Origin of the sequence: Corynebacterium pilbarense (genome assembly GCF_026930265.1) — a bacterium.
GTDB classification, from domain to species: Bacteria; Actinomycetota; Actinomycetes; order Mycobacteriales; family Mycobacteriaceae; genus Corynebacterium; species Corynebacterium pilbarense.
Genome location: NZ_JANRML010000005.1, coordinates 77,262 through 93,828, shown reverse-complemented (window position 1 = coordinate 93,828; position 16,567 = coordinate 77,262). Strand labels below are relative to the sequence as shown.

The following is a 16,567-nucleotide window of genomic DNA, read 5'->3' as shown; positions in this document are numbered from 1 at the left end:
ACCTTTAGTTGAGCTTACTTGTTGTGCGGGTTTTAGTGTCGCATTGCAGCGGCCGCGAATGCGTCGCCACGCGCAGACATGCCGGAAAACATGTCCAAGCTCGCCGCCGCGGGCGCCAAAAGCACGGTGTCGCCCGGCTGTGCCTGCGCGGCCGCCCACGCGACGACCTCGTCCATCGCCTGCGACGCATCCTGCGCATCGGAGACGAACACGGGCACCTCCGGTGCCACCTGCTGAAGCGAGGTGCGGATCAGCTCCCGGTCCACGCCCAGAAGCGCCACCGCGCGGAACTGCTTGGCGTGGGCCTTGACCACAGCGTCCACGGACGCGCCCTTGAGCTGCCCGCCTGCGACCCACACCACGGTGCCCGCGCCGGTGAGCGCCGAATCCGCCGCGTGCGGGTTGGTGGCCTTGGAGTTGTCCACCCAGTCCACCCCGCCGCCGGAGTGCACGAGCGTGCCGCGGTGGCCCGCCACCTGATATGCGTCCAGCGCGCGCTGAATGTGCTCGGGCGTGGCCCCCTGCGTCAGCGCCACCGCGGTGGCGGCCAGCGCGTCCAGCACACCGGCGGCACCGGCGGGCTCGATGCCGTCAGCCGATGCGACATCCACGGTCGCACCGCCAAGCTTTGCGACGATGCGTCCGCCCATCACACCAACCTGGCCGTTCGCCGGCTCGCCGAGCGTGAACCCGACGATGTCGTTGCGGCCCATGTCGGCGGCGATCCGCGCCACCTCGGTGTCGTCGACGCCCGCCACCGCAACAGGCGCCTTGAGCACCTTCGCCTTGGCCGCGGCGTACTCGGCGAAACTGCCGTGCCAGTCGATGTGGTCGTCCGCCAGGTTTAGCAGCACACCCGCATCCGGCACGAGCTGGGAGGACCAGTGCAATTGGAAGCTGGAAAGCTCCGCCACCAGCACATCCAAGCGCTCGGGCGCGAGCATCGCCTCCCCCACCGCGACACCGATGTTGCCGCAGGCGCCGGCTCGCAGGCCAGTGTCCTTGCCGGCCTCAATCATCATCTGCGCGAGCATGCCGGTTGTGGTGGTTTTGCCGTTCGTGCCAGTGACTACGAGCCAGGTGCGGGGCTTGCCGAACACTCCGGCGCGGTCCAGCCGGAAGCACAGCTCGACGTCGCCGATGACGTCGATGCCGGCGGATGCGGCGTCGACAAGCAAGGGCGTATCCGGCCGCCACCCGGGCGAGGTGACCACAAGCCCGACCTCATGGAAGCGAGCGCGCGCTTCATCGCCGGTGCAGGCGTCGTAGCCGGCAGCCACGGCGCGGGCGCGGCCGGCATCACTGTCGTCGACGACGGTGAAGCGGGCGCCGGCGCGCTCGAGAAGCTGCGCCGCCCCAAGGCCAGACACCCCGGCGCCAGCGACCAGGGTGTAGTCCGGCAAGATCGGCTGCGTCACAGGTTCGCCCCGTTCAGCCACTCGCCGTAGAACACGGCCAGGCCGAGCATGAACGCCATGGCGGAGATGATCCAGAACCTCACCACGACGGTCATCTCGTGCCAGCCGCCGTTTTCAAAGTGGTGGTGGAACGGCGCCATGCGGAACACGCGCTTGCCGGTGGTCTTGAACGACGCCACCTGAATGACCACCGAGAGTGCCTCGAGCACGAACAGCGCGCCGATGATGATCATCAGCAACTCCGTGCGCGAGCCCACGGACAGGCCAGCGACCAGGCCGCCAAGCGCGAGCGAGCCGGTATCGCCCATGAAGATTTTCGCCGGGGCGGCGTTCCACCAGAGGAAGCCCACGCAGGCGCCGAAGCCTGCGGACGCCAGGATGGCCAGATCCAGCGGGTCGCGCACGCTGTAGCAGCCGGCGGCCGCCACGGACTCGCACGAGTTGCGGAACTGCCAGAAGGTGATGCCCACGTACGCCGCCATCACCAGCGCGGTGGTGCCGGAGGCGAGCCCGTCCAGGCCGTCGGTGAGGTTCACCGCGTTCGACCACGCGGCCAGCAGAATGTAGATGAAAATAAGGAAGAAGATAGTGCCGACGGTCCCGCCGCCGAAGGTCAGATCGATCGTTTCAATGTCGCGCACGAAGCTTAAAAACTGCGACCCCGGGGTCAGCCCGTTCTCGTCCGGGAAGCGCAGGATGAGCCAGCCGAAGATGAGTGAGATGGCGAGCTGCGCCACCAGCTTCGCGGTCTTATTCAGGCCCAGGTTGCGCGACATGAACAGCTTGATGCCGTCGTCCGCGAAGCCGACCAGACCCAGGGACAGGGTGAGAAACAGCACGATCAGACCGGTGGCTGTGAACGCTGCGTGGCCTGTGACCAGGGCGACGAGGCTGCCACCGAGGTAGCCCATGGTGATGCCGACGAGGATGGCAATGCCGCCCATCGTCGGGGTGCCGCGTTTGCGGGCATGGGACGCCGGACCATCCTCGCGGATCTCCTGGCCCATGGCCCGCCGGTTGAAGTACCGGATGAGCGCAGGGGTGAGGAAGATCGAAACCAAAAAGCTGATGATTCCGGCGCAGATAACTTGAACCATGGAAGTTGTACCTTGCTATTTCTCTACGTCGAGTGTCTACCTAAGCGTATGCCCTTGCAGGAGTGCCTCCGCCACCACCCATAGCCGGGCGGCGTTGGAAGCCTTGACCAGCACAACATCCCGATCGTCGCGCTCTCGCCAATTCTCCTCCCCTGCCGGCGCGGACGCCAACAGCCCGCGCACGGCCTGCGCGGCTTCGTCGGTGTCGGCGACGGCGGTGGTGTGAATGCCTCTGTCTCCGGCGCGCTGAATCAGCGCGGCCATCGCGTCAGACTTGCCGACGGCCACAAGGTGGGTCACCCGGTAGCGAGCCAACTCGTCCGCGAGCAGCGCATGCTCCTGCGTGGCGCCCGCGCCAAGCTCGCTCATCTCGCCGAGCACGGCCACCGAGCGCACGCCCGGGCGGGCAGCGGCGGTATAGCCCAGCGCAGCGATGGCCGCGCGCATGGATTCGGGGTTGGCGTTGTAGGCGTCGTTGATCACGGTCACGCCATCGGCGCGCGTGTTGACGTCCATGCGGTTGACGGACACCGAACTGGCCGCAGAAAGCGCCTCAGCCACGGTGGCCGCGTCCATGCCCAGCTCCGTGCCCACGGCCGCCGCGGCGAGCGCGTTGCCCACCTGGTGCGCGCCGAACACGCCGAGCGTCACTCGCTGCGGCTCTCCGTCCGGGGTGTGCATAGTAAAGGACGCACGAGCGACCGCGTCGAGTTCGACGCCCGTGGCGTAGTAGTCCGCGGACGTGTTGCCGGATTCGGAGAAGGTGACCACGCGCGCGTCCGTGCGGTCGGCCATGCCGGCGACGAGCTCGTCGTCCGCGTTGAGCACTGCGACGCCGCGCTCAGGCAGCGCCTCCACCAGCTCCCCCTTCGCCTTTGCGATGTTTTCGCGGGAGCCGAACTCGCCGATGTGCGCGGAACCGACGTTGAGCACCACACCGATCTTCGGCGGTGCGATGGCGGCCAGGTGCGCGATGTGGCCGACGCCGCGTGCCGACATCTCCGCGACCAAAAAATCTGTGTCTTCGGTGCAGCGCAGCACCGTGTACGGGTGGCCGATCTCGTTGTTGAAGCTGCCCGGGGGCGCCACCGTCTCGCCAGCGCGCGAAAGCACAGCCGCGATGAGGTCCTTCGTCGACGTCTTGCCCGCAGACCCCGTCACACCGACGATGGTCAGCCCGTGCGCGGCCGTCAGCTCTCGCGCGACAGCGGACGCCAGCTTGGACATGCCGGCCACCACGCCCGCCGCGGAGCCGTCCGGGTCGTTCGCCGCCAGGTCCGAGTTGTCGCCTTCGCGGGGCGGCAGCTTCTCGACGACCACCGAAGGCCTGCCCACCTCCTTCGTCGTCAACGACGCGGCGGCGCCAGCCTCGGCGGCCTTGTCCACGAAGTCGTGCCCGTCCACGTTCGCGCCCGGGAAGGCGACGAAGAGTCCGCCGGGGCCGATTTTGCGCGAATCGAACTCCACAAACCCGGTGACGTGCGTGTCCGGGTCTGCTTCCGGGCTCAAGCGCCCGCCGGTGATCTCGGCGATGCGCGCCAGCGTTATGTCGATCATGCTCGAGATTGCCTTTCTGTGATTGCCCTGCGCATCTCTTCGCGGTCGTCGAAGTGCAGTTTCTCGGTGCCCACGAGCTGGCCAACTTCGTGGCCCTTGCCCACCACGATCACGGCGTCGCCTGGTTGTGCCCACTCGACGAGCGCGTCGATGGACTTGCCGCGGGGGCTGACCTCCACAATTTCAGCGTCGGTGCCGGCTTCGCGCGCGCCTGCGAGCACTGCCGCGCGGATGGCGGCGGGGTCCTCGGTGCGCGGGTTGTCGTCGGTGACCACCACGAAGTCTGCTCCCTTGGCGGCCTCGGCCCCCATCAGCGGACGCTTGGAGGAATCCCGGTCGCCGCCCGCACCGACGGCCACGCCGATACGGCCTTCAACCTGTCCGCGCAGGGTAGCCAGCACCGCGCCGATGGCGGCCGGCTTGTGGGCGTAGTCCACGACGGCGACGAAGGGCTGCCCTTCGTCGATGCGCTCCATGCGCCCCGGCACTGCTGCTTGCTCTAGACCGTGCAAAAACGGTGCAAGTTCCACGCCAGCGGTTGTCGCGACCGCCGCTGCCAGTGCCGCGTTGGCCACGTTGAACGCGCCCGGCATAGGCAGGGTGAACTCGTAAGTGTCGTCGGCGGTGAGCTGGATGCGTTGGCGGCCTTGGTCGTCGATACGCACAAGCTCCGCGGTCACATCGGCGTCGCCCGTGGTGGCGACGGTGACCGGTGTCTCGGCGAGTTCGGCCATGCGCTGGCCCCACTCGTCATCGACGCAGACGACGCTGCGCTTGGCGCGCATCTCGCGTCCCGGTTCGAAGAACAGCGCCTTCGCCTGGAAGTAATCCTCCATGGTCGGGTGGAAATCCAGGTGGTCCTGCGAAAGGTTCGTAAACGCCGCGACGTCGAAGTCCGAACCGGTGACGCGGCCCAGCATCAGCGCGTGCGAGGAGACCTCCATGACCACGTGCGTGACGCCCTCATCACGCATCTGCGCGAACAGCCGCTGCAGCATCGGCGCCTCGGGCGTGGTCAGTTCCGTGGCCACGTCGCGGCCCATGATCTTCGTGCCGGTGGTGCCGATCAGCCCCACCTTGCAGCCGGCAGCGGTCAACCCCTTTTCCAGCATGTACGTGGTGGTGGTTTTGCCGGAGGTGCCGGTCACACCGAGGAGCGTGAAGCTTTGCGACGGATGCCCGTACACCTCAGACGCCACATGCCCCAAGATGGCTCGCACGTCCTCGACCACCAGCACCGGGCGGCGGTCGGCCGTCTGCTGGATAATCGCCAGGCCGGCTTCGTCGGTAAGTATGGCCCCGGCGGCGGAGTCGAACGCGTAAGTCGCGCCGTGCACCCGGGTGCCGGGCAGCGCGGCGAACAGGCCACCGGGCTCGACGTTCTGTGAATCCAGACCCACGAACGTCACCGGCGCATCCGAGCTCGGCGGGTTAACAATGCGCGCGCCAGCGATGTCGGCGAGTTGCTGCAAGCTTGTCATGTCTTTCAAACCTCCATCTGTCTACTGGCCCTGCAACGGGTACGGCTCTGCCGGCGGGCTCAGCGGCACGTTCTCACGGTTGAGCAGCCAGCCCGAAATCTGCTTGAAAATCGGAGCCGCGGACTGCCCACCGTTGCCGCCCTCGAGCACGCCGCGCTGCGGCTCGTCCAGCATGACGGCCACGACGAAGCGCGGGTCGTCCGCCGGGGCGACACCGGCGAAGGTGATCCAGTAGGCGCTGTTGGAGTACGCGCCGGTGTCCGGGTTGACCTTCTGCGCGGTGCCGGTCTTGCCGGAGAACTGGTAGCCCTCCAGGTTGTTGCCCTGGGCCGTGCCGTTGTTGACGCCGGCCGGGTCCTCCTGGAACGCGGCGCGGAACATGTCCAGCGTGGTGCGCGCGGCCTCCTCGCTGATCACGCGGGTGCGCTGCGGCTCCTCCTGCGCAATCTCCTCCCCATCCGGGCCGGTGATCTTGTGGATGATGCGCGGCTGGATGCGCTCGCCCTCATTCGCGATGGTCTGGAACACACCGGCCATCTGCAGCGTGGTCCAGCTCATGCCCTGGCCGATGGGCAGGTTGGCAAACGTGCCGCCGGACCACTGTTCCAGCACAGGAAGCAGGCCCGCGGACTCGTTGGGCAGCTCAATGCCGGTGCCTTGGCCGATGCCGAAGCGGTTCAAGTAATCCCAAAACCGCTCCTCCCCCAGGCGCTGGGCCAGCTGGAGCGTGCCCACGTTGGAGGATTTACCGAAGATGCCGGCGGTGGTGTACGGCAATACACCGTGTTCCCACGCGTCGCGCACCGTAACGCCCGCCATGTCGATGGAGCCCGGGACTTGGTGCACCTCGAACGGGTCAGTCAGACCCTGGTCGATCGCCGCGGCCGCGGTGATCACCTTTGCCACGGAGCCGGGCTCGAAGGGGTGCGACACGCTCGGGTTTTCAAAATCCTTGCCCTGCTTCACCTGCTGGTCCACGTTGCCGTTCGGGTTGATCGTGCCGGTGTTGGCCATTGCCAGCACCTCGCCCGTGTGGGCGTCCAGCACAACGGCCTGGGCTTCCTTGGCCAGGGAGTTGGCCTTGGCCTGCTCCAGGGTCTGCTGGACGTAGGTCTGCAGGTCCAGGTCGATGGTCAGCTCGATCTGGGCGCCGCCGACGGCCGGGACAACGTCGCGAAGCGAGCCCGGAATCGACTGTCCGTTCGCGGACACGTCCTCGGTGGAGCGGCCGTCGATGCCTGTCAGGTCCGCGTCGCGGGACGCTTCCATGCCGAACTGGCCCTGGCCGTCCATGGAAACCTTGCCGATGATGTTCTCGCCGACCGCGCCATTCGGGTACTGGCGGATGTCCTGGTGGTCCGCCGCGATGCCGTGGAAGGCTTCTGCGACCGTGGCGGCCACATCCGGGTCGACGTTGCGCACCAGCACCTCGTAGCTGGAATCCGCGTGCAGCTTGTCCAGGATCTCCTTGGCGCTGACCTGGCCGACCTTGGTCGTCGGCTCGCCGGTGGCGGTGTTTGCAGGTGCGTCACGCACCACCTCTCCGTCGCCGATCATCCCCGGGATCTCGTTCGCCATCGTGCGCAACACGTCCTCGACGCGGGCATCCACCTGGGCTGCGATCTCCTCCGCGGACAGCCCGTCCACACGCATCTCAAGCTCCTGCTGCTCCTTGAGCTCCTTGCGCAGTTGCACAGGGGAGACGGTCAGCGAGCGGGCTTGCATGGTGTAGGCCATCTTGTTGCCGTCGCGGTCTAAGATCTCGCCACGGCGCGCACGGTCCACATAGGTGCGGCTGCGCTGGGCGTTGGCCTGCTCACGTAGTTCGTCGCCGATAATCACCTGCACCCAGAACAGGCGGCCAATGAGCAGGGCCGCCACCGCCAAAAAGGCGATGCCGAGCCAGTACACACGCTTACCCGTAATCTGCTTCTGTGAAGCCTGCGCAGGGTTCGTCCCCTTTTTCCCTGGTCCTACCTGCGCGTTCGCGCTAGCACGTGGCACTGCTCACCTCCCATGTCCACTGACTGGTACCCGCCGTTAACGTCGACAACCATCATGCCCCGCCCCCGGGCAGATACCTAGGTGCGCCACGCCAGCTGTCAGGGCCGGGCCGCAACGTTTGCCTGGTACGGCGCAAGATTGTCAATACGCGGAGCGTTCGCGGTGCGGCCCGGACGCTGCGTCAGCGCGTCCTCGAGCTCCTTCGTCGCACGGTCGTCGGAGGATGCGCGGGAAGCGGGGCGGCCATCGCCGTTGACGTCCACCAGCTTGGAGGCAGACTCCGGGTTATACGGACGCTGCTCCTCAGCGTGGCCCTCTTCATTGACCGCTACAACACCCGGCTCGCCAGCCAGCACCATGCCCATGGAATCCGCGCGCTGCGCAAGGGCCGCCGAGGAACGACGGTCCTCCAGATCTCGGTTGAGGGACTCAACCTCGTTGACCAGCTGCTGCTCCTTGGCCTGCAGCTTTTGGATTGCGAAGGTCTGCGTGGTGGCGATGCCGGAGAGGATCATCGCCGCGGCGATGCCGATGACCAGCAGCGGCAACGCGATCTGGGACAGTGACGAGAACTTCGAGCGCGCCCGTGTGGTGGCCACGCGGCGTCCGCGGACGGACACCACCTGGTTGGACCCCAAACGGCCGCGGGACCGCGGGTGCTCCACATGTGGCTTCACGCCAGGCATGGTGCGGCGGGCTGTGCGGGTCTGGTTACGTGTCAGCGTTGCCGATCGCGTTGCTCGTGCGGCCATGGTGTCCGTCCTTTGTCGGGCTTAGAGGGTGGGTTGGGGTGGGCTGAGTTTTTCAATGCAACGCACCCTCACGGGCGCGGCGCGGGGGTTGCGTTCGATTTCGTCTGCCGGGGCTTTCTCCGCGCCGCGGGTGACGGTGCGGAACTCCGGTTCGGTGCCCGGCAGATCCATCGGCAGACCAGCCGGGGTCTTCGATGTGGTGAGCTCGTTGAACGCGGCTTTGACAATCTTGTCTTCCAGGGACTGGTAGCTCATGAACACCGCGCGCCCGCCGACACCAAGCAGGTCGGTGATCACGGGCACGACGTTTTCCACTGCCTCGAGCTCGCGGTTGACCTCGATGCGCAGCGCCTGAAACGTGCGCTTGGCGGGGTGGCCGCCGGTGCGCCGGGTCGCCGCCGGGATGGTGGCGTACAGCAGCTCCACCAAACGCGCAGCGCGATCGAAGGGCTCGCGCTCACGCTCTGCGATGACGGCGGATGCGATCTTGCCGGCGAAACGTTCTTCGCCGTACGTCTTCAAAATCCGGGCCAGATCGCCGTGGCTGTAGGTGTTGAGCACCTCGGCCGCGGTGATGCCCTGCGTCTGGTCCATGCGCATGTCTAGCGGGGCGTCGCCGCGGTAGGAAAAGCCGCGTTCCTGTTGGTCCAGCTGCATGGAGGACACCCCCAGGTCGAACAGGGCGCCCGCGATGCCGTGCTCGCGGGCGGTGTCGAAGATCTCGCCGTCGTTGTTCGCCACCGCCTCGTCGACATGGTCGAAGCGGGACTGCACTGCGGTGAAGCGGTCGCCGAAGGGAGCCAAGCGTTCCGACGCCTGACGCAACGCGTTCGGATCCCTGTCCACACCGATAACGCGGGCGTTTGGAAACACGTTGAGGAAGTGCTCTGTGTGGCCGCCGGCGCCGAGCGTGCCGTCGATAAGCACTGCATTTGCCCCGAAAGCCTCGACGCTGGGTGCGAGCAGTTCAGCCATGCGGTCGCGCATGACGGGGACGTGACCGTGCGGGTCGTCAGCGAGCGTGAAGTCCGCCATGCCATGCCCTCCGTGTCCCTCGTAGTGTCCCTAGCTCGTGCGGTGTGTCAGCGTTATCAGCGCGGGGAGCGCATAGGGCCCTGCCCGGGGCGGCTGTTCTGATGTCGGGGAAGTACACCAGAACGCTTCACGCCCCGGACAGAGTCCGTACACGCTCTCCGTAGTCGATGCCTGCTGCCGGGTAGTCAGCCCTACAGCAGACCGGAGAGAATGTCGTCGTCATCCGCCGCAGAGAACGCGGCTTCAGTCTCTTCTTGATACTTGTTCCAGGACTCGAGGTCCCAGATCTCGAGAAAATCCACCGAACCGATGACCACGCACTCCTTGGAAAGGTTTGCGTAATCGCGGTGCGCCGGAGACAGGGTGATTCGCCCAGACCCGTCGAGCGTTTGCTCATCCGCACTGGCAGCCAGGTTGCGGATAAATGCGCGCGCCTTTGGGTTTGTGCGGGATGCCGCTGCGGCCTTGCGGGCGCGGGCGGCGAACTCATCGCGCGGGTACACCGCTAACGAGTGATCCTGCCCCTTGGTCACCATCAGCCCGTCCGCGAGGTCCTCACGGAACTTCGCGGGGAGCGTTAAGCGACCTTTGTCGTCGAGCTTGGGAGTGTAGGTTCCCAGAAACATCCGGCGACCTACCTTCCTTCACTTTCAGACGTTGGCTGTGAAATTTTCTCGGCTTCGTTCCGTACCGCGCACGTAGTCAAGATGCGCGCCACGTCACTCCGCTGAGCCCCACTTTAACCCACTTTCCCCCACAAACGCCACACCTCAGCGGGTATTTGTTCCTGCACGTCCTGTTATTGCAGTTCAAAGGATATTTTTCGCCGTGGGGAGTTTACCCGTAATGGTGCGCACCATCGCCCACACACGCCACCTACAACATCGTTATCCCCACAAGTCACGTGCCAGATGGGGCGCCGATCCCCCGCTTTCGACACCTTTGGGGCGCCAGTGGGGAGAAGTGGGGGATCTGGGGAAAGCACGAAAAAACGCCTTCCCGTTTTGCTGGGAAGGCGTTTTCTGTGCGCGAAGCTTAAGTCTTACTGACGGTCCTCAAAACGCCGACGGAAGCTCTCCTCCATGCTTGCGCTGCGCTGGGTGCGCGGCTTCGCCGGCCGCGACGCACGTGCAGACGAGGACGGCTGGTGCGTCGGGGTGCGCAGTGCCATGATGCCGCCGAAGAGCATGACGGCGAAGCCGATGATGCTCAGCACAATCGTCCAGGTGCTCAGGCTCGCCAGTGCCACGCCGCCGAGCAGCAGCACGAGACCTAAGACAATCAGCGCGACGCTGCGCATGGTCAATTGGCCGGTCTTGGGCGCGGAACCGAAGCCAGATTCAGTCACGACACTGCTGCCGAACTTCGGGTCGTCCGCGAAGAGAGACTGCTCAATTTCGCGCAACGCCCGCATTTCCTGCTCAGATAGAGACACTGCTCACTCTCCAGATACCGATGGCGGACTGACGTTATCCGTATAACGGCCATGGTACGCAGATTGTTCCCGTGCCCCACATCCATCCCGCTAAGCGACCATCGGCATCTCCCCTGCCCGGGTAGACAGATAGAACTCCTCCGCGTCCGAAAGCAGCCGGTGCACCACAGCCGCGCCCGGATCAGTTTCAATGCCGGATGCCACCCTGCCGCGTTGCGTCGAATAGCGCTTGAACACAGTGGCCCAATGCACCCCATCTTCGCCCGTGAGCGCCAGTTTGTCCCACGCGCTTGTGGGAAGGCGCTTGCGCTTGCGCACGATCGGCGAGCTCACGTTACGCGCCCCGGCAACCCGCAGCGCCGCGCGATAAGCGTTTTCCATTGCCACGTCGTGGCGGCCCGCCTCGAAGTCATCGTGCGCCAGACCGATCAGCTCCTCGGCGGCCGCCAGGAATTGATCGGCCTTACCTATACGCGCGCCCCGCCCGTACACCGCACCGGTTGTTGCTGAAACTACGCTTCCCATCATTGTGTCCTCCTGCGGAAACATCGCTTTTGTCCAAGTGATGGGCCCACCCTAAAACACCCGTTCGACACCACCCGGCGCCCATGGGAACACGCGTTCGAACCAATCTTTGGGTTCTTGCCACGCCGAGCACCCGCAAGTGATTCCATAGAGGAGTGACTGCAACCATCCAGCGCCTCACGGCAGCCGAGTTCCTCATGCTCACCCCGACGCTCGTAGACATCTATATAGAGGCCATGGGGTACCCGAGGACCATGCGCCGACAACGCATCCAGGTGTGGAAAGGCGAGGTGCGCTCCCCCGGATTCACCGCGGTCGCAGCGATCGATACAGGCCAAGTCGTGGGCATCGCCTACGGCTTCATCGGCACCCGCGAGCGCTGGTGGGACCGTCAGCTCGTGCGCGCGATGAACGCCAACGGCGGGATCACAGACCAGGACCGGGGCATGCTGCGCAGCTACTTCGAGGTCGCCGAGGTGCACGTCTCCCCCGCCTTGCAAGGCAAAGGCCTGGGCTCCCGCCTGCTCACGGAACTGCTACGGGAGGCACCGACACGCTGGGCGCTGCTGTCCACGCCAGAAATTGCAGGCGAGGCGAACAACGCTTTCGGGCTCTACCGCAAATTCGGGTTCACGGACGTGGCGCGCAATTATCTCTACGAGGGGGATAAACGCCCGTTTGCCATCCTCGCCCTCGAACTGCCCAACCGCACTGAGTAGTGTTGCGGGAAGAGGAAAAATTCAGGCACAAGGAGCGTGGGCGTGACAGATCTTGGGCTCAAGGACGTACCGGCACAGGTAGGTCAGCAACTGGAAGCGTTTTTTAACGAGCGCGCAGCTGCTATCGAGACCATTGGTGAGCCTGTCGCCCAGGCGGTCAGCCACCTGCGGCGCTTCGTCCTCGGCGGCGGCAAGCGTGTGCGCCCCACCTACGGCTGGGCAGGCTTCGTCGGCGCGGGCGGCTTAGACGGCGCCGAGGACCCCGAGGCGGTGCTTCGCGCAATGAGCTCGCTGGAGCTGATTCAGGCGTGCGCGCTGGTGCACGACGACATCATCGACGCCTCCGACACCCGGCGCGGCAACCCCACGGTGCACCGCGCGATCGAGGCGGAGCACCGCAGCGAAGGCCTGCTCGGCTCCGCGGAGGAGTACGGCGTAAACGCCGCGATTTTGCTCGGCGACCTCGCCCTTGCCTGGGCCGAGGACATGTGGCGCTACTCCGGGGTCTCCCAGGACGCGCTCGCTCGCGCCGCGGAGCCGTGGGTGGGCATGCGCACCGAGGTCATCGGCGGCCAGTTGCTAGACATCATGCTGGAGAGCCTGGGCAGCGAGTCGGTGGAGATGGCCAACCGCGTCAACCGGTTCAAAACCGCGGCCTACACGATCGAGCGCCCCCTCCACTTGGGCGCGGCGCTTGCGGGTGCGGGCGAGCCGCTTATCGACGCATTCCGTGGCTACGGCCGCGACATCGGCATCGCCTTCCAGCTCCGGGACGACCTGCTCGGCGTGTTCGGCGACCCGGCGGTCACCGGCAAACCAGCAGGCGACGACATCCGCGAGGGCAAGCGCACGGAGCTGTTCGCCACCGCCCTTGAACTGCTCGACCAAGCCAACCCGGCAGCAGCGCAGGAACTGCGCGACGGGATTGGCAAGACGGAGGATGAGGCGGAGCTGCGTCGATTAGCTGAGCTCATTCGCTCCAGCGGCGCAGAAGACGCTGTGGAGGCGCGCATTGAGGAACTCACCACCTCTGGCCTGGGCTTTTTAGACGGCGCCGGCATTGACGACGCCACCGTGGAAGCGCTCACCGGGCTCGCGCACAAGGCCACCGACCGGCGGATGTGATGCGTCCGCAGAATTTGGGCCTAGCCGCCTGCGCGCTGATTGCCGTGGGGTCCTTCGGCGCCGGCGCGACCCGCTACCGCGGCGGCCTGCTGCGCGCCGCCGGCCTCGAGCACCTGTCCTACGGCCACGGCCGCGCGCTGATGGACGTGCTGCTTACCGCCGGCATTTTCGGCCTGGTGGTGGCGTGGGTGCTGCTGTGGAAGACCCGTCCCGGCCTGACGCAGGTGCGCCGCAGCGTGTGCTGGTGGGCAGGCATCCTCGCGGTGTCTGCGCCGATCCTGTCGCGGGACGTGTACTCATACCTCATGCAGGGCGCGATGCTTCGCGACGGCTTCGACCCCTACTCCGAAGGCGCCGCCGTCAACCCGGGCCCGTACCTGTGGGAGGTCTCCCACGACTGGCGCAACACCACCACCCCGTACGGGCCGCTCCACCTCGGCGTGGGCAAGGCGGTGACGTGGCTGGTAGGCGAGAACGTCACGTTAGGCCTGGTGGTCTACCGGCTGATCTCGTTGGCCGGGTTCGCGCTGATCGTGTGGGCCCTGCCGCGGATTGCCAAGCAGATCGGCGGCGACCCCGCCCTTGCACTGTGGCTGGGTGCGGCCAACCCGGTGATGCTGCTGCACCTCATCGGCGGCATGCACAACGAGGCCGTCATGGTCGGTCTGGTCAGCGTGGGGCTGTTGTGGTGCCTGCGCAGCCGCTGGTGCACCCCCGGCATCGCGCTGATTGCGCTGGCGGTGTCGCTGAAAGCCACCGCGGCGGTGGCCCTGCCGTTCGTGGTGTGGCTGATGGTCAAGCGCCGCAGCGCAACCACCCTCGGCGCCGCCGGCATGCTTGTGGCCTGCGGCGCGTGGGCGCTCGCCGTCAACGTCGCGGTGATCCAGCTGGTCACGTGGACATCCGGCACCACCTGGGGGTGGCTCGAAGAGATCACCGGCAACTCGAAGGTGATCAATCCGCTCGCCGGCCCCACCCTCGCCGCCGAACTGATCACCCCGGTGCTCCAGCTTTTCGACGACACGTTCCGCTACAACACCGCCCTCGCCTGGACCCGCACGATCTTCTCCGTGCTCATGCTCGTGGGCCTGGCAGTGGTGTGGTGGATCTTCCGCCCCCGCCGCGGCGAGGCCTACGAGCGGCGCGCCGTCACCGGCACCACCGCCGCCTACGCAGTGGCGTTTGCCACCAACGCTGTGACGCTGCCCTGGTACTACGCCTCCGTCATCTCGCTGGCAGGCGCGTTTAAGCCGCCTGCTTGGGTGGTGCGGGTGACCGTCGGGGCGTCGATAGTCGTGGCACTGGCGTTCCAAGGCAGCGGCAACCACCGCCTCTACGACATGTGGTTTCTCGCCCTCGCTGCCATCGCCGCCGTCGTGGCGGTGGAGTGGCTGTTCCGGGGCCCGGCTAAAACGCCATCGCCTGCGCGCGGCGGATCACTTCGCGCGCCTTCTGGCCGTGCAGCGCGTCCACAGGACGCCCCGGCAGAGACTCATCCGGCGTGAACAAAAACGCGAGGATCTCGTCGGCGTCGTAGCCGCCGTCGGAAAGCACGGTGATCGCGCCGGAGACGAACTTGCTCAAGCCGTCCTCGCTGAGCAGACGCGCCGGCACGACCTTCTTACCGTCCTTGACGTAGTGCACCAGCTTCTTCGCACCGATGTAGTCGTGCACCTTGGTCACCGGCACGCCCAGCCTCTCGGCGACATCCGGGAACGGCAGCAGGGTTTCGTCGATAAGCAATTGCTCAAGATTCGTTTGTGCGCTCACGGTCCGCGATTCTACTCTGGTGCACATGGCAACCTTGCGCGCAGGCACGACTCTGGACGGGCGTTACGTTGTCGACCGCCCAATCGCACGCGGTGGCATGGCAACCGTATACCGCTGCGTCGACGCACGCCTCGGGCGCGAAGTGGCAGCGAAAGTCATGCACGAACAGTACGTGCACGACGAGGTCTTCCGCGAACGCTTCCGCCGCGAAGCCCGCGCAATGGCCCAGCTCAGCCACCCAAATCTGGTCAACGTCTACGACTTCTCCGCATCCGGCGGGGAAGTGTTTTTGATCATGGAACTGATCACCGGCGGCACCCTGCGCGAACTGCTCGCCGAACGCGGCCCCATGCCCCCGCACGCCGCCGCGTCCGTGATGCGCGGCATGCTCACCGGGCTCGCTGTCGCGCACGCCAAAGGCATGGTCCACCGCGATATCAAACCGGACAACGTACTCATCGACGCCTCCAGCCGCGTCAAACTCTCCGACTTCGGCCTCGTGCGTGCCGCCGCCGAAACCGCCCAATCCACCGATCAAATCGTCGGCACCGTCGCCTACCTCTCGCCCGAACAGGTCGACGGCGGCGCACTGACCGCAGCCTCCGACGTCTACTCCGCCGGCATCGTGCTCTTCGAGCTACTCACCGGCCGCACCCCCTTCGGCGGCGAGACTCCCCTGGCCCACGCCTACGCCCGGTTGCACGATGATGTGCCCGCGCCTTCGTCGCTGATCGCGGGGGTGCCAAAGCTTTTCGACGAGCTCGTGGCCACCGCCACCGCCCGCAACCCACACGACCGGTTCCACGACGCCGCAGAATTTTTGGCGGCGCTGGACGACGTGGCTGGCGAGCTGCGGCTGCCCGCCTACACCGTGCCCGCCCCACGCAACTCCGCCGCGCACCGAGCTGCCGAACACCCGACCAATTTCGGGCTGGCCGCCGGGGTTGGCGATGGTGCTGGCGGTGCTGGCCCGAGTGCTCAGAGTGCTGCCCACCAACGTCTTTTCCCCGGCGACGACGCCCCCACCCGCGTCGCCGCCTCCCCCGCCAGGCCCGCCCAGCCAGCACCCGGCCCGGCGCGCGGCCAGTGGCCCGCGGCGGGTCCCGTACCTGGCCCGGCCGCTGTTCAGAGGCCTGCTCCGAGACAGCTCTCCCCTAACGGCCCGGATGTTCCTTCCACCCGCGAGCCCGCTTCCCAGCGTCCCGCCGTTAAACCAGTGTCGAACCGTTCCCCATTCGCCGTGGCTCTTTACACCGTGTTCGTGATAATCGCGATCGCCGCCGTGGTGCTGGGAGCTTGGTGGTTCGGCTCCGGCATGTACGGCGAAATCCCCGAGATCATCGTGCCCAAGGCCTAGCCGGGCGACTTCCACTATGCAGCTGCATAGTGTTACTGGTTGAAGACCAACTATTGGTGCCAGCCGAATAGTCCGCAATGCAGAGCCCGCACCCAACAACCCATTACTATGCAGCTGCATAGCACTACTGGGCGCGGTCCAATTATTGGCACCCCCCAATCAGTCCGCAATGCGGAGTCCGCAAGTGGCGCCCCATCGCTATGCGGCTGCATAGTGGGTGCAGGCCAATCATTGGCGCCGGCCGAGTTGTCCGCAACGCGGAGTCCGCAAGTGGCGCTCTTTTGTACGAATC

The 16,567-nt window shown here is 66.3% G+C and carries 15 protein-coding genes; 4 read left to right on the top strand and 11 right to left on the bottom strand.

Annotation, left to right across the window (positions count from 1 at the left end; genetic code table 11):
* Positions 1–32 precede the first annotated feature (32 nt).
* From murD to NUW87_RS05660, 10 genes are all read right to left on the bottom strand, one after another.
* Positions 33–1,418, bottom strand: coding sequence for a UDP-N-acetylmuramoyl-L-alanine--D-glutamate ligase (murD, locus tag NUW87_RS05705; protein WP_269027645.1), 1,386 nt, complete (start codon positions 1,416–1,418; stop codon positions 33–35).
* Complete coding sequence (gene mraY / locus NUW87_RS05700) at positions 1,415–2,515, bottom strand: phospho-N-acetylmuramoyl-pentapeptide-transferase (protein WP_239217245.1); 1,101 nt, start codon at positions 2,513–2,515, stop codon at positions 1,415–1,417. The genes murD and mraY overlap by 4 nt, the downstream gene beginning before the upstream one ends.
* Before the next feature lie 36 nt (positions 2,516–2,551).
* Entirely contained in the window at positions 2,552–4,072 is a 1,521-nt protein-coding gene (locus NUW87_RS05695; protein ID WP_239217246.1) for a UDP-N-acetylmuramoyl-tripeptide--D-alanyl-D-alanine ligase, read from the bottom strand.
* The gene (locus tag NUW87_RS05690; protein ID WP_269027644.1) at positions 4,069–5,553 is read right to left on the bottom strand and encodes a UDP-N-acetylmuramoyl-L-alanyl-D-glutamate--2,6-diaminopimelate ligase; all 1,485 of its coding nucleotides are present in this window, start codon (positions 5,551–5,553) and stop codon (positions 4,069–4,071) included. The genes NUW87_RS05695 and NUW87_RS05690 overlap by 4 nt, the downstream gene beginning before the upstream one ends.
* Positions 5,554–5,574: 21 nt before the next feature.
* Entirely contained in the window at positions 5,575–7,464 is a 1,890-nt protein-coding gene (locus NUW87_RS05685) for a peptidoglycan D,D-transpeptidase FtsI family protein (protein ID WP_269027643.1), read from the bottom strand.
* Between the two features lie 191 nt (positions 7,465–7,655).
* On the bottom strand, positions 7,656–8,309 hold the full coding sequence (gene ftsL, locus NUW87_RS05680) for a cell division protein FtsL (RefSeq protein ID WP_269027642.1): 654 nt from the start codon (positions 8,307–8,309) through the stop codon (positions 7,656–7,658).
* 21 nt (positions 8,310–8,330) lie between these two features.
* Positions 8,331–9,344 carry a 16S rRNA (cytosine(1402)-N(4))-methyltransferase RsmH gene (rsmH, locus tag NUW87_RS05675; protein ID WP_269027641.1) on the bottom strand — a complete coding sequence of 338 codons (1,014 nt, stop codon included), beginning with the start codon at positions 9,342–9,344 and terminating at the stop codon, positions 8,331–8,333.
* A 191-nt stretch (positions 9,345–9,535) separates the two neighbouring features.
* On the bottom strand, positions 9,536–9,970 hold the full coding sequence (gene mraZ, locus NUW87_RS05670; RefSeq protein ID WP_034998527.1) for a division/cell wall cluster transcriptional repressor MraZ: 435 nt from the start codon (positions 9,968–9,970) through the stop codon (positions 9,536–9,538).
* A 416-nt stretch (positions 9,971–10,386) separates the two neighbouring features.
* Positions 10,387–10,779 carry a DUF3040 domain-containing protein gene (locus tag NUW87_RS05665; protein WP_063938808.1) on the bottom strand — a complete coding sequence of 131 codons (393 nt, stop codon included), beginning with the start codon at positions 10,777–10,779 and terminating at the stop codon, positions 10,387–10,389.
* 90 nt (positions 10,780–10,869) lie between these two features.
* Positions 10,870–11,307 carry an SAV_6107 family HEPN domain-containing protein gene (locus NUW87_RS05660; protein WP_269027640.1) on the bottom strand — a complete coding sequence of 146 codons (438 nt, stop codon included), beginning with the start codon at positions 11,305–11,307 and terminating at the stop codon, positions 10,870–10,872.
* A 152-nt stretch (positions 11,308–11,459) separates the two neighbouring features.
* On the opposite strand from NUW87_RS05660, the gene NUW87_RS05655 reads away from it, so the two are divergent.
* From NUW87_RS05655 to NUW87_RS05645, 3 genes are read left to right on the top strand one after another with little or no spacing between them, the layout of a single operon-like run.
* Positions 11,460–12,023, top strand: a complete 564-nt coding sequence (locus NUW87_RS05655; RefSeq protein ID WP_269027639.1) for a GNAT family N-acetyltransferase — start codon at positions 11,460–11,462, stop codon at positions 12,021–12,023.
* A gap of 42 nt (positions 12,024–12,065) precedes the next feature.
* Entirely contained in the window at positions 12,066–13,148 is a 1,083-nt protein-coding gene (locus NUW87_RS05650; RefSeq protein ID WP_336296914.1) for a polyprenyl synthetase family protein, read from the top strand.
* Positions 13,148–14,653, top strand: coding sequence for an alpha-(1->6)-mannopyranosyltransferase A (locus NUW87_RS05645; protein WP_269027638.1), 1,506 nt, complete (start codon positions 13,148–13,150; stop codon positions 14,651–14,653). Before NUW87_RS05650 ends, NUW87_RS05645 begins: the two co-directional genes overlap by 1 nt.
* Here NUW87_RS05645 and NUW87_RS05640 read toward each other — a convergent pair.
* Entirely contained in the window at positions 14,556–14,945 is a 390-nt protein-coding gene (locus tag NUW87_RS05640) for an Rv2175c family DNA-binding protein (RefSeq protein ID WP_239217254.1), read from the bottom strand. The genes NUW87_RS05645 and NUW87_RS05640 overlap by 98 nt on opposite strands.
* Here NUW87_RS05640 and NUW87_RS05635 point away from each other — a divergent pair.
* Positions 14,944–16,275: a protein kinase domain-containing protein gene (locus tag NUW87_RS05635; protein ID WP_269027637.1), complete on the top strand. Its 1,332-nt coding sequence runs from the start codon at positions 14,944–14,946 to the stop codon at positions 16,273–16,275. The genes NUW87_RS05640 and NUW87_RS05635 overlap by 2 nt on opposite strands.
* Positions 16,276–16,567 lie beyond the last annotated feature (292 nt).

Excerpts from the sequence above, each read along its gene's own strand:
- NUW87_RS05645 (WP_269027638.1), top strand. The coding sequence starts at position 13,148 with ATGCGTCCGCAGAATTTGGGCCTAGCCGCCTGCGCGCTGATTGCCGTG.
- NUW87_RS05640 (WP_239217254.1), bottom strand. The coding sequence starts at position 14,945 with ATGTGCACCAGAGTAGAATCGCGGACCGTGAGCGCACAAACGAATCTT.
- ftsL (WP_269027642.1), bottom strand. The coding sequence starts at position 8,309 with ATGGCCGCACGAGCAACGCGATCGGCAACGCTGACACGTAACCAGACC.
- mraZ (WP_034998527.1), bottom strand. The coding sequence starts at position 9,970 with ATGTTTCTGGGAACCTACACTCCCAAGCTCGACGACAAAGGTCGCTTA.
- mraY (WP_239217245.1), bottom strand. The coding sequence starts at position 2,515 with ATGGTTCAAGTTATCTGCGCCGGAATCATCAGCTTTTTGGTTTCGATC.
- NUW87_RS05690 (WP_269027644.1), bottom strand. The coding sequence starts at position 5,553 with ATGACAAGCTTGCAGCAACTCGCCGACATCGCTGGCGCGCGCATTGTT.
- NUW87_RS05695 (WP_239217246.1), bottom strand. The coding sequence starts at position 4,072 with ATGATCGACATAACGCTGGCGCGCATCGCCGAGATCACCGGCGGGCGC.
- NUW87_RS05635 (WP_269027637.1), top strand. The coding sequence starts at position 14,944 with ATGGCAACCTTGCGCGCAGGCACGACTCTGGACGGGCGTTACGTTGTC.
- NUW87_RS05660 (WP_269027640.1), bottom strand. The coding sequence starts at position 11,307 with ATGATGGGAAGCGTAGTTTCAGCAACAACCGGTGCGGTGTACGGGCGG.
- rsmH (WP_269027641.1), bottom strand. The coding sequence starts at position 9,344 with ATGGCGGACTTCACGCTCGCTGACGACCCGCACGGTCACGTCCCCGTC.